This is a genomic window from Brumimicrobium mesophilum (assembly GCF_003025005.1).
GTDB classification, from domain to species: Bacteria; Bacteroidota; Bacteroidia; order Flavobacteriales_D; family Crocinitomicaceae; genus Brumimicrobium; species Brumimicrobium mesophilum.
On record NZ_PVSS01000014.1, the window covers coordinates 1 to 13,669 of the forward strand.

Annotated in this window: 10 protein-coding genes; 5 read left to right on the forward strand and 5 right to left on the reverse strand. The window is 34.6% G+C overall.

Annotation, left to right across the window (positions count from 1 at the left end):
• Positions 1–2,569 (reverse strand): SprB repeat-containing protein (locus tag C6368_RS13750; protein WP_199851646.1); only part of this gene is annotated, 2,569 nt, incomplete at its 3' end.
• A gap of 200 nt (positions 2,570–2,769) precedes the next feature.
• On the opposite strand from C6368_RS13750, the gene corA reads away from it, so the two are divergent.
• From corA to C6368_RS13770, 4 genes are read left to right on the forward strand one after another with little or no spacing between them, the layout of a single operon-like run.
• A complete protein-coding gene (corA, locus tag C6368_RS13755; RefSeq protein ID WP_199851647.1) occupies positions 2,770–3,807 on the forward strand; it encodes a magnesium/cobalt transporter CorA in 1,038 nt (345 codons plus the stop codon).
• Positions 3,798–4,265, forward strand: coding sequence for an ATP-dependent zinc protease family protein (locus tag C6368_RS13760; protein WP_107039801.1), 468 nt, complete (start codon positions 3,798–3,800; stop codon positions 4,263–4,265). The genes corA and C6368_RS13760 overlap by 10 nt, the downstream gene beginning before the upstream one ends.
• Positions 4,265–5,140: a 30S ribosomal protein S6--L-glutamate ligase gene (rimK, locus tag C6368_RS13765; RefSeq protein WP_107039802.1), complete on the forward strand. Its 876-nt coding sequence runs from the start codon at positions 4,265–4,267 to the stop codon at positions 5,138–5,140. The genes C6368_RS13760 and rimK overlap by 1 nt, the downstream gene beginning before the upstream one ends.
• Positions 5,140–6,150: a succinylglutamate desuccinylase/aspartoacylase family protein gene (locus C6368_RS13770; protein ID WP_107039803.1), complete on the forward strand. Its 1,011-nt coding sequence runs from the start codon at positions 5,140–5,142 to the stop codon at positions 6,148–6,150. The genes rimK and C6368_RS13770 overlap by 1 nt, the downstream gene beginning before the upstream one ends.
• Here C6368_RS13770 and C6368_RS13775 read toward each other — a convergent pair.
• The 4 genes from C6368_RS13775 to C6368_RS13790 all read right to left on the reverse strand — a co-directional run bounded on the left by C6368_RS13775 (position 6,110) and on the right by C6368_RS13790 (position 11,828).
• Positions 6,110–7,351, reverse strand: coding sequence for an O-antigen ligase family protein (locus C6368_RS13775; protein WP_107039804.1), 1,242 nt, complete (start codon positions 7,349–7,351; stop codon positions 6,110–6,112). The two genes, C6368_RS13770 and C6368_RS13775, sit on opposite strands and share 41 nt — an antisense overlap.
• 17 nt (positions 7,352–7,368) lie before the next feature.
• Positions 7,369–8,163 carry a hypothetical protein gene (locus C6368_RS13780; protein WP_107039805.1) on the reverse strand — a complete coding sequence of 265 codons (795 nt, stop codon included), beginning with the start codon at positions 8,161–8,163 and terminating at the stop codon, positions 7,369–7,371.
• Positions 8,163–10,271, reverse strand: a complete 2,109-nt coding sequence (locus C6368_RS13785) for a WG repeat-containing protein (protein ID WP_107039806.1) — start codon at positions 10,269–10,271, stop codon at positions 8,163–8,165. The genes C6368_RS13780 and C6368_RS13785 overlap by 1 nt, the downstream gene beginning before the upstream one ends.
• Positions 10,272–10,469: 198 nt before the next feature.
• Positions 10,470–11,828, reverse strand: coding sequence for an SLC13 family permease (locus C6368_RS13790; protein WP_159038602.1), 1,359 nt, complete (start codon positions 11,826–11,828; stop codon positions 10,470–10,472).
• Positions 11,829–11,982: 154 nt separating this feature from the next.
• On the opposite strand from C6368_RS13790, the gene C6368_RS13795 reads away from it, so the two are divergent.
• Positions 11,983–13,611, forward strand: coding sequence for an amidohydrolase (locus C6368_RS13795; protein WP_107039808.1), 1,629 nt, complete (start codon positions 11,983–11,985; stop codon positions 13,609–13,611).
• The last annotated feature ends 58 nt before the right edge of the window (positions 13,612–13,669 follow it).

Consider the following 13,669-nt stretch of genomic DNA (forward strand, 5'->3'; position numbering starts at 1 on the left):
CATCTGTTACAGTTAAAGTATAACTCCCACTTGATAAAGCACTCAAATCCAAAGTTGTGGCAGCAGATAAAGTCCAGCTATAAGTCAATGTTCCAGAACCTCCAGAAGCTATAATACCAGTAATTGAACCATCGTTTCCATTGCACGATTCATCAGTTATAATTAAATTAGTTTCATCAATCACAATTGGTGAAGGTGAATTAATTGTGAAAGGTCCAACGGTTGCAGCACATCCATTTGCATCAGTCACAACTAAAGTATAATTCCCACCGACTGCATTGTTGAGATCAGCACTTGGTGTTACAATTCCATTCCATTCGTAAGTTAAAGGGGCTGTTCCACCAGAAGTCGTAATTCCTATAATACTTCCGTTATTTCCGTTACAAGTTTCATCATTTATCGCTAAACCAACTGAATTTATTGAAGGGCCGGGTGAAGAAGGAATAACAAAAGGTCCAACGGTTTCAGAACAACCAGATAAATCAGAAACAGTTAAAGTATATGAACCGCCTACAGAATTTAATAAATCTAATGACGTTGAATTGACCCCATTCCATTCGTAAATCAATGGAGCGATTCCACCACTGACCGTTAACCCCGTAATTGCCCCATCATTTCCAGCACACGTTTCCGGAGAAATTAGTGGAGGTATTCCTGAAATCGTGATTTCTGGGGAAACCACAATAGTAACTGGAACCCTAAATGTACCGGGACAAGAACCTGCATAAAATGTTATTGTTGTGCTTAATGGCGGAGTTGTAAAAGTAGACCCAGCATTTAGGAAATTTCCACCTACCTCTGAATCAAACCAACTAACAAGTGGACCAGGTAAAGTATTCCCTATAATTCCTGCAGTAATTACAGCCGATTCACCCTCACAAATTGTATCATCTGTTAATACTATATCGTAAAATGAAGTGGACTGTGAAGCCATTCCTGCAGCTCCTCCTGTTGCTCCATTTACAGGAAATAGTGTCATGTAACTTGAATTGGTAACACCAGCAAAACCACCGGAAACGTTTTCATTTGGAGAACCAACAGAAAAGGCAATTAATCCACCTGCACCTCCACCACCAGGACCGTCAGCTTGATTTGCATTATTAAAAAGACCAAACTTCAGAAATTGATCTCCACCGTTTCCTCCTTTTGCTTCCAAGTTTATAGTTGAAGGAAGAGGGTTAATATTATTGATGATTACTGAACCACCACCTCCTGCTCCACCAGCTCCATCATCACCATTTTTTTGTCCAAAGCCTGGATTTGCTACCGCCATTGCATTTCTTCCATTTCCGCCATTGGCTGAAATCGTTCCATTACCCGTAACATTTCCGTATAAATTTAAAAATACTGCACCACCGCCTCTTCCACCCCAACCGGCGTAAGTATTGTTTCCATGACCACCGCCACCACCGCCACCTAAAAAAGCACGATCTTCGTCATACGTTAGTGGATGACCACCAACACCTCCTGAAATCCTTCTATAATCTATACCCCATAAGGAATTATGAGGCCCCGTAATAAGTGGATTATTGTTAGTTTCCGCATGCGAATATCCACCTCGACCACCTCCGGAAGAAGGCAAAGAAACCATATTTGGGTCTTCTAAATTCCAAGCCTGATTATACGCATTTGCAGGACCTTGATCAACTACTCCATAGCCATAGTAATTTCCTGTTCCAACGTTAGAACCTCCACCACCACCAGCATTGTGATAACCTCCACCTCCTCCAGCATTAGCTATTGCTCCATAACCATATCTCGTTGACAATAAATCATATACTGTATTTCCTCCGTAAATCCCTTCTCCTTTTTCTGACCCTTGTATTGGATCAAATGACCCCATATATCCACGATCTTGAATATTAGAAATACTTCCTGGACCACCAGATGTGGAAGCATTGTTAACCGGATGACCACCTCTAAATCCAGAAGAATCCGCTGTTATCTCGCCTGACCCCATTATATTTAATGTTCCATTTACTTCCATCGACAATACTCCACCAGTTACTCCATCCCAATGAGTCGCAACTATACTTGTATTGTTTGAAACGGTCAAATCATTAAATCTTGGAATCCTGATAACTTGAGTTTTATTATTTGAACCCGTTGAGAAATTTTTGGTTAAGGGACATGACAAAGTAATAGTTTGTGTTCCACTGATCGATTTCACTTCTACAAACTCATAATTACCTGTATTATCATAAGTTAAGACATCCCCAAACTCAATAAAACTAAATGGTAAGCCATTGGTTATAAAAGAGCTTTGCACCACATAGCTCCCTCCCCAAGAAACTGTAGGAGTTACATCAATATCAATTGTACCACCTTGAACTTGATAAATAAGTAATAAGTCTCCAGGTGATAGAGGACCAGAAAAGTTTGCTCCAGTTAAGGCATTATTATTTACAGAAATTGAATTGCTTGGTGCAGTAGCATTGGAAATTAAAAAAGTAAATGTATTTACTATTTCATCTTGTGCAGAGCTTGTATAACTTCCATCTTTACCCCTTTGAGAAAACCCCAAAAAAGCTATCATAAAAATAAGTAGTGAAATTTGAAATTTATACATTTTGTAAAATTATCATTTCTTATCCATTTGGACGTATTTGAAATATTTATGAATGACTAAATTAAGTAAAGATTCAAATAAAAGTAAATTCATACTTCTAAAAAACATTTTAAAATTCCTATTTTAGGTGGAAATAAAATATTTACCTCTATTTATAGATGAAGAAAAAGATTAAAAAAAGAAGGAACAAAAGTAGCCAATTGAAAAAGACTGGTATGTCTCCTGGTACATTTTTGTTTACAGGGGAACAAAAGGTAGACAATACTACTTTGCAATTAATCACCTATGACAAATCTGACATTGAAGAAAAATATTTTACAAATATGGAAGCGCTTTTGACTCAAATGTCAAATACGAATCAAATGTCGTGGTTAAATGTTATTGGACTACACGAAGTAGAAGTAATCAGCAAAATAGCGGAACATTTTCAATTACATAGGCTATCAGGAGAAGACATTTTAAGTGTTGGTCAGAGACCTAAATTAGACGAATATGATGATTACATTCATATTGTAGCAAAAATGTTTAGGATTGAAGATGAAAACATTGAAGATGAACAAGTAACGATATTATTCGCAGAAGGATTGTTGATCACTTTTCAAGAAAAGGAAGGCGATGTTTTTAATGGTGTAAGAGAAAGGTTATTTGAATCAAAAGGTCAAATAAGACATCGAAAAACTGATTACCTGGCTTATGCTTTATTGGACTCTATAGTAGATCATTATTTTATAGCAATAGAACATTTTGGAAATGTCATTGATGAATTAGAGTTAGAATTATTAGAAAATCCATCAGATCAAATTTTACCACAGTTACATGAAGTCAGAAGAGAGGCTTCATACATAAGGAGATCTGTTTTTCCTATGAGGGAAACTGTAAGTCGCTTTGAAAAATTGGAGGTGCCTTACATGCACAAAGAGACGAAACTATTTATTCGGGATTTATACGATCATACGTTACAAGTTATTGAATCCTTAACCGTATTTAAGGATACTGTAGGAAGTTTGATGGATTTATACATGAACAGTATCTCTTATCGCATGAATAATGTAATGAAAGTCCTCACAATTGTATCTACAATTTTTATCCCATTAACCTTTATAGCAGGAGTTTATGGAATGAATTTTTTAGTTATGCCAGAATTGGAGTATAAATATGGCTATTATTACGCTTTGATTGCGATGGCTGTATTAACTTTGCTAATGATAATTTACTTTAAACGCAAAAAATGGCTTTAAAAAAGAAAGACAAACCCATTAAGAAGGTAAAACCTATTATAGGAAAAGACGATATCGCGGACATGCCTAAGTTTAATTTACAAAATGTGAACGTAAAAATTGATTCAGGAGCCTATACATCCACAATTCATTGTTCAGATATTGAAAAAACAGATAAAGGATTGAGGGTAATATTCCTTGATGAAAACGAATCAGGATATACTGGAGAATATGTGTACTTCGAAGAATATGAAAAGAAAAAAGTACGCAGTTCAAGCGGAGAAATGCAATTGAGATACATCATTATGGGAAACATAGTTTTATTTGGAAAAAAACATTCAACAGAATTTACACTTTCTAAACGAGATTTAATGAGATATCCTGTACTTTTGGGAAGGAAGCTATTATCTAATCGCTTCATGATAGATACAACATTATCAAACGAATCATACAAACATAAAACAACAATTACAAAGTAATGAAAATTGCAATATTAAGCAGAAATGCTAATTTATATTCAACTAGAAGACTAGTAGAAGCATGTAAAAAAAATGGTCATCATGTGGAAGTTATTGACCACTTAAAATGTAACATTCTAATTGAAGAAGAGCTTCCAAGGATTTACTATGTAGATCGTTATCTTGAAGGTTTTGACGCTGTAATTCCTAGAATTGGAGCATCAGTTACTTTTTATGGCACTGCAGTTGTTAGGCAGTTTGAAATGATGAGTGTTTTTACAACTGTTAAATCAAGAGGCCTAGCAGATTCGAGAGATAAACTTCGCTCTTTACAATTGTTAACTAAATCAGGTATTGGCTTACCTAAAACAGTGTTTACTAACTATTCAAAGAATGTGGAAAGCATCATTGAATCAGCTGGTGGCGTTCCAATAGTAATAAAATTGTTGGAAGGAACACAAGGATTGGGAGTAGTTTTAGCAGATTCCAAAAAAGCAGCAACATCTGTTCTTGAAGCCTTTAATGGATTAAAAGCACGTGTAATCGTTCAGGAATTTATCAAAGAATCAGGTGGTGCAGACATCAGAGCATTTGTAGTTGATGGAAAAGTTGTTGGAGCAATGAAGCGACAAGGTAAGCAAGGTGAGTTCAGGTCTAATCTTCACAGAGGAGGGTCATCTCACGTTATTGAGTTATCTGAGGCTGAAGAAAAAGCTGCAATCAGTTCAGCTAAGGCATTGAATTTAGGAGTTGCAGGAGTTGATATGCTTCAATCTAGTCGTGGTCCATTGGTATTAGAAGTAAATTCTTCACCGGGATTAGAAGGAATTGAAAATGCAACACATTTAGATATTGCTAATGAAATAATTAAATATATAGAAAGAAGCGCTAAATAATGAAAAAAGCAAAACCCTTAAAGAGAGCTCCCTTCAAATTATTGGGTCATTCAATTGAGCCTGGTAAAACTACGAGAATAACTTTGGAGGTTGCAAAATTGCATACCAACACCCCTATTCAAATTCCAGTAATAGTAAGTCACGCCAATAAAACTGGACCAATATTACTTTTACTTGCTGGTTTACATGGTGATGAAATCAATGGAATTGAAGCTGTTAGGCAAATCATTAAAAAAGGTTGGCATAAACCGAATTACGGTACAGTAATATGTATTCCCGTTTTCAATATTTTCGGATTTTTAAATTTATCAAGAGAGTTTCCAGATGGTAGAGACTTGAATCGTGTGTTTCCTGGTACCAAAAATGGATCATTGGCAAGTCAATTCGCTTATATTTTTATGAAAGAAATAGCACCATTGACAGATGTCATTATTGATTTTCACACTGGTGCTTCACAAAGAAATAATTTCCCTCAAACTAGGGCAGATTTTAGAGATAAAGGATCACGAGAATTGTGTGATGTTTTTGCAGCTCCATTTACTATTGATTCAGCAGTTTTAGCCAAATCAATTCGAAATTCTGTAACCAAATTGGGGAAAAAATATATTTTATTTGAAGGAGGAAAAGCCAATAGAATTGAAAATTTCGTTGTAAACACTGCTATAAATGGAACTTTAAGGGTAATGCAGCATTTAGGGATGAGATATTTCGATGTAGAAGACAATGAAGAGCCAAGTCATGTAATTAAGAGAACAAAATGGATAAGAGCAAGTAGTTCTGGAGTTTTAAACTTGAGGGTTGAAAACGGTCAATATGTTGAGAAAGGCAGTGTTTTGGCTATTATTTCAGATCCTTTTGGGAAATTTGAACGCTCTGTAAAATCTCCAACGAACGGCTTTATTTTCAATGTAAACGAAATTCCATTGGTCAATAAAGGTGATGCAATTTTTAATATTGGAAAACGTGACCCTAAGCCCGTTGTTGTGGCAGAAAAGAAGGTAGAAAACTAATAAAAAACGCATAAGGAATTATTCCAGCTTGAGTTTCCAGCATTGATTCGGGTAGTAATGCTACGCATAAAATGCTAATTATTCCTATTCTCCAAGCCCTGTAATTGTCTGGTTTCCTCTTAAGGTAGCTTGTTACAATTGAAAGTAACAAAAATAAACTTCCAAAGATTCCCAATGCGATATGGGAATTAAAGAATTGATTGTGACTATTCAGTTTTTGTTTTGCAACTCCCGTATAACCTTTATCAAAATTTCTTTGAATTAATTCATCTTTAATATCTCCTGTACCTACACCCCACCAAAAATTCTCCTTGATTAATTCTAAGGATGAATCCCAAACCATGATTCTTGATGCAGTACTTTCGGGATGTTCCTTATCAAAACTATCGATTGATGCATTCATAGAGTTAATGGCAAGGTTTAAACGTCCTGTTATACTAGGAGCTAAATAAAAAACAGATGCTATACCAACGGCTAATACTGCTATCGAAACTGGTAGAATCCATTTGTTATTAAACTTTTTGAACAAAGAAATAACCGCCCAAATACTCACAAAGAATAAAAGGATAAAACCAACTTTAGAACCTGATAGAAAAACAAAAGCAATCATTATTAAAGCTCCAGTAAGGTTTAAAAAAAATGATTTTTTATTTTCTGATTCAATCATGAGTTTTAGCAAAAAGAAATAAGCTAAAATCAAATAAACTGCCCAGTATCCACGGTGCATTAGATGAGATAAATGTTCTCCAGAAATATAATAAACATGCAAGTGTCGTAAAAAGACCTCAGAAGATAAGTAAACGTTATATAGTATAGAAATAAAGGCACCAATGATGAATACTTTCACAAATAATTTCCAATTTACCTTTACACTGTAAAGCATAAAAAATAATGGTAAAACCCCTAAAGAAGCTTTCATTCCTAGGTCCATATTCGCAAATTTCATATTTTCAGAATGAATAAGACCAACTAAATGCAATAAATAGAAGCCTAAAATCCAAATACCCGGATTGCGCCATGAGAATTGTGATTTTAAATAAGATAAATCAATTTTAGGACGGCGGATCAATTGTTCAACAATGATCAAAGCAACTGCAACGCCAAGCATTTTTGGACTTAAAGGAATGAAAAAAGCCATAAAGTAAACCCCAATAGGTCCTTCACTGAATAACTTCCTTAAATTATTTATTAATTTACTCATAAATTTTAAGATTTTTGCTACCTATAAACGAATCGATATGTAATTGTTCCTTCTTGCTTTTTTGGCGCACTCGAAGTGTAATTAAATCTTGATTTCATTGCATATTCTCTTGCTTTTTCCAACATACATGGTGTAGCTCCTTGACTCTGTTCTTCGATAACTGAGGCTCCAATGACCTCACCTCCGACATCAACTGAAATTGCTATTGTAACGATTCCATTTACATTCCCACAAGTATAACCTGGGTTTCGTACATTCCAATCATTATGATTTAATGGATGACGATTGATTAGCGAAAATGAAACCATCGTCTTACCTCCTATTGCCTCAGTACTTGAGTTACTTCCTTGTCCAGCATCTTTTTTTGGAGGTTTATTGCCTTCATTTTTTATTGCTGTGGATACTTTAGTTTTTTTACCCTCCTTTTCTTCGCGGGCTTTCTGAATTTGATCTTTTATGCTTTGCTCATAATCTCGCTCTAATTGTTCAGCACCAGTTTTGCTATAAGTTGACGTGTATTTGGTATTTTCATCCTGACTGGTTTTACGCGTATCATTTTGATCACGCACAAAAGCTGTGACTTTCTCTTGAGGTTGAAGCAAACTTTGTTCTTCTGGTGTTTGAATTTGATCAGGATCTATTTGAATATCATCAATAGATTCATCTTTGGCATTTCGGAATTCCCAAGGTTCAAAAAGAACAGCTTCTTTGTATGTAGCGACTTGAAAGTACACAAATATCCCTACATGAATTGCAAGGGTTATTAATATACCAAATTTATGGCGCTCAATAAAATCAAGTAAATTGTTCATTAATCTTGTAAACTAATTATTCTGTTATTATTTACTTCGTAATAGGTAACATTCTGTCCTTTAATCAATTGAAATAAATTTGGAGAAAGCTCTTGAATTCGGTCATAATTGGATGCAACAACAGTTTCATTCGAAATAGTCAAAAGTCCATAAAATCCAGCTTGTTTAACCAATAAAATATCATTTGACATTCTTTTTATAGATTCAAACGCTATGGGGATAATTTCTTCATTTTCTAAACCAATTACTCCCATTAAATCGTCTCTTTCTACAATTGCTCCACCGTTTACAAATCCATAAGCATATGAGTACTGATACTTTATTTTCAAATAAACGTCTTTATTTGAGTATCCCCAACCATCACCTTTTGTAATAGGAATTAACTCCCCAAAAGTTCCAATTCCTGTAAAAATTGCTGGAAGTACTGATTTTCCCAGACTATCCATCATTGCGAATTTTCCATTTCTTTTTATAACGACGTGACCATTTTCAAATTGTGCAAATTGCGTATAATTTGAATAAGGAGTATGTTCCATTGGAATAATAATTTTCCCTTTGCCATCGATATAGCCATATTGACCATTTTTTTCGATAATTGCTCGATTGTTTTTCAAAACTCCAATTTGATCAAAACTTTCTGCAAACAAATATTCACCATTGGCATACATTAGATTTACACTATCTCTCGTTTCATGTATAAAAATCGAATCTTTGAAATGCTTTAAGCTTCCATTTTCAACCGAGACAACAAATGAACCGTCCTTTTTAATATATCCTTTCTCTTCATTCTTTCTTACCAAAGCCATACCCTTATCAAATGAAAAGGCTTCATCATACATTGTAGAAAAGGCTAAAGAACCATCTAAGGTGTAGTATTGAAAACCTTTCTCTTCCTGCACATAAGCCAACCCCTCTGAAAACACTCCAATATCTTTATACTTTGGATTTAAGATATATGTTCCAGAAACATCAATTATTCCATACTTGTCATTTTCCAAAACAATGGCTCTACCTTGATCGAAATCCATTGCCTCTTCATATTTATAATCAATAAGCAGAACCCCATCTTTATTAATGTAACCATAAATCCCATTCTTTGCCACTACGGCCAACCCATTATTAAATTCACCTGCAAATTCGTATTTAGCCGGTATTACTACATTACCGCTCTCGTCCATAAATCCATATTGCTCATTTTTTATGAATTGGAATATTTTCTTGCCAACAAGTTTTAAATCTTGCTGTATTAAATCTTGGAAAGGAAAATCTGAATAATCATTAGAAAACTTCTCAATTGTTTCCTTTTTGTAATCTGCTATGGATAAGCGATACAAACTGGTCCAAGCGTCATTAATAAATGGATTTTTTGGAAAACTGCGAATAAAAGTCCTGTATTCTGCAATTGTTCCTGCTTTGGTTTCTAACGAGTAAATTTGGAATTCTGCATCCCTAACAAGCGGATTATCTGGAAATTTATTAATAAAATCAACATAACTCTGTGTAAGGCCTTCTATTATTGTTTCATCAAATTGAGCACGAAATAATAGAGTTTGCGCCTTATTTTCCCATTTTTCGTTCTGATATTTTTTCAGGAATTCAATATAGGCTGTACTTGAACCTATTGACTTCGCATTCAGGAAAGCCAAAGAATCTCTTCTCTGTTCGGCTAATTCTTTAAAGACAGACCAAGGGTATTTTGCAATAAAACCTTGATAAGCCAAAACTGTATTTTCATCAACCGTTTTGTTAAAAGCTAAATCACTAATTTCTTTCCTGTGTAGTTTTGCCTTCTCTAAACTAAAATCAAGTTTTTCTTTCCATTTAATTTGAGTTTTCTCCTTCGACTCTTTAAACGATTCTACGGAAAGTAAACTATAATGGTATGCAGAGTCCAAATTGTGGAAAGGATTATCATTTCTAAAATAGATTACACTTAAACCATAGGACGCTGGAGACTTTTCTTTTTGAATAGATTTTTCAAAGTTCTTTTTTGCCTCAAAATAGTTGAAAGAATCAAGCGATTCAAATCCCTTTTGAATTTTACAAGAACCTAGAGTAATGAGGAATAGTCCAAGTGAAGATAAGAATATATATTTGTATCGCGTCATTTCGTTTTAATATAGCGCAAAGGTAAACATATCCATCCAAAATAGAACTTCCATTGAACAAAGGAAAAACCTTTTTTATGAATTCTTATCAAGAAATTGGGATTGCGGAGGTATAAAATGTGGGTTGGAAAAGAAAATGATTAAATGGAGTTAAGGTAACTGAATAAAAAAACTTCATATTATCAATATTTTACCTGTTTAGAAGAAAAACAAAACATATATCACCAAAGTCACCACAACGGAAGCCACCAAGTTCAATAATACTCCATACCTCACCATTTCTTTTATTCGAATTAAATTTGAGGAATAAACGATAGCGTTTGGCGGCGTGGCAACTGGCAACATAAACGCGCAACTTGCACTTAATGCAACTCCTGCTGAAATTCCCAATAATGGTAAATCTAGCTCAATAGCAAATTTTCCTATCAACGGGATAAGTAAACTTACGAGCGCCAAATTCGACATTAATTCTGTGGCGAAAAGTGCAACGCTAAAAATGACCAAGAGTAAAACTATAACAGGGAATTTAGCCAATGGTTTCATATTTTCAACTAAAAAAGACACCACATTTGCCTCGGCCAATATCGCAGCTAGGGCCATTCCACCACCAAAAAGGAAGAGAATTCCCCAAGGTAATCTATTGAGATCTTCCCAAATAAGCAGTGCTCGTTTTTCGGTTGATGGCAAAATAAACAACAAAATAGCTCCAGAAAGAGCAATTACGGTATCGTTTATTTTAATAGGCATTATTTCATTTAAAAAAGTTCTACCCATCCAAAAAGTAACAACTGTAAGAAATAAAAAAAGCACTCTTTTTTGATTGGCATCTAATTTTCGTTCCGCTATTCTAGGCATTTCAAAATTGGCCTTTCTAATGAAAAAGTAACGTAAAGTAAGGTATGACAACACCATCATAATAACCATAAAAGGTGTTCCAATCATGAACCATTCAAAAAAACTAATCGATAAATTAAACTCTTGTTCTAAAATTCCAGCCATTTGAATATTAGGTGGCGTACCTATCAAAGTTGCCGTTCCTCCAATATTCGCAGAAAAAGCAATACTCAACAATAAACCTACAGCAAACAACCGTTTTTCTCTAAACCTTGGAATAGAATTAATGACTGCAATGGCAATCGGCAGCATCATCAACGTAGTTGCCGTATTACTGATCCACATACTCAACAAAGCAGTTGAAAACATAAATCCTCCTAAAATTCTATTCGGTGTTCGCCCGAATAATCGCAATATAGTAAAAGCAATTTGTTCGTGTAATTTCCATTTTTCAATTCCCAATGCCAAAATAAAACCTCCTAAAAACAGAAATATCATCTGATTCCCATAAGATTGTGCCAAGATATCATTAGGGATTAATTCAAAAGGAACACCAACTGCTATGGGCAACAAAGCAGTCACATAAAGAGGAACTGGTTGAAAAATCCACCAATAAACCATCCATAGGGCCAAACCAAGTGCTGAACTATCGAATGCAGAAATATCGAATTGTCGAATGCCGAAAAACAAGACTATTCCGATTATAAAATGTAAATATTTCACTAGATTATGAGTGTTATTATATTGGTTTCTATGCTTATCCCCTCAGAATATTCAAGGCTTAATTGAACAAAAATAATCAAATTCTATTTGCAATTTTAGTTTCTTATTAATTCGATAGAAATCTTCTTATTTTTACATTTCAAAACAAATAAAAATGAAATACTTCATCCTCCTTACATTAATGCTTGCTTTGGGTTCTTGTTATAAAGGAAAAAGCGTTGACCTGATCATTCATAACGCCAAAGTGCACATTATGAATGACAAACTTGAAATTGCAGAAGCTATTGCGATAAAGGATGGAGAAATTGTTGAAGTTGGTCCAGAAAGACAAATTTTGAATAAATATTCTGCTGAAACCACAATTAACGCGCAGTCTAAAGATGTTTTCCCTGGTTTCCATGATGCACATGGACATATCATGAGTTTGGCCAAACAAAAACTCAATGTTGATTTGCGCGACACCCGTTCTTACTACGAGGTGATTTCAAAATTAGAAAAGCATCAAAACAAGAATAACCAAGAAGTTCTAATTGGAAGAGGTTGGGATCAAAGTATGTGGAATGAAAAAGAATTGCCAAATAATGATTTATTAAATGAAGCGTTTCCGACTATTCCTGTTGCATTAACAAGAATAGATGGTCATGCGATGCTTGTGAACAAAGCTATGTTGGGTCATGTTGGAATTACAGATACAACGATTGTAGATGGTGGTGTAATCAAACTAGAAAACGGAAAACTTACAGGAATTCTTCTGGATCACGCTTTAGATTTGGTAAATTTCAAATTGCCAAAACCTAATAAAGAACAATTGAAGAAGGCGATTCTTCAAATTCAAGATGAACTTTTAGCCGCTGGAATAACCCATGTTCACGAAGCAGGACTATATAAAGAAGATCTGGATATATTTATAGACTTAGCCACAGAAAATTCTTTGCAAATTTACGTTTATGCCATGTTACTCCCAACCAAAGAAAATATTCAATTCGCTAAGGAAAATGCCTATTACAAAAACAATCGCCTTTCAGTTCGTAGTTTTAAAGTAATCGCTGATGGCGCACTAGGTTCACATGGCGCATGTCTAATTGAACCTTATTCAGATGATTCATCAACAACTGGAATTCTGCTAAAATCACCAGAAGAAATTATGGACATTTTCACCCTTGCAAAAGATTTAAAGTACCAGGTCAATACTCATTGTATTGGAGACTCTGCCAATCGTTTGGTTTTGAACATCATCGACACTTTGATGAATGACGTACAAGATCATCGATGGAGAATTGAACATGCTCAAATCGTAAAACCATCTGACTATAAACTATTTAGTTCAGCAAGAGTTCTTCCTTCAGTTCAACCAACTCATGCCACTTCAGACCAACGTTGGGCAGCACATCATATAGGAAAAGAACGTTTAAACAACGGTGCCTATGCTTACAATAGTCTGCACAAGCACTCAGGGATGATATTATTTGGAACAGATTTCCCTATTGAACATTATGATCCTTTTGCCACCATTCATGCTGCAGTTCAAAGAAAAAATTCGAACGATGAACCTATTGAAGGTTTTTTAAAAGATGAAGCTGTTTCTTTACCAACGACTTTAAAAGCGATGACATTATGGGCTGCTTACGGATGTTTTGCTGAATCTGAGGTAGGAACTTTGGAAAAAGGGAAAATTGCTAATATTTCTATTTTCGACCAAAATGTGACGAGTACTGAGAAGTTTTTACCAAACTATTCTTGGGTTACAATTGTTGATGGTAAAATTGTGCATGACATGCGTTGATTTTCAAATCCATTAGGTGAAGAAATATAAAATCAATAAATTTACTTGAATTAATTCT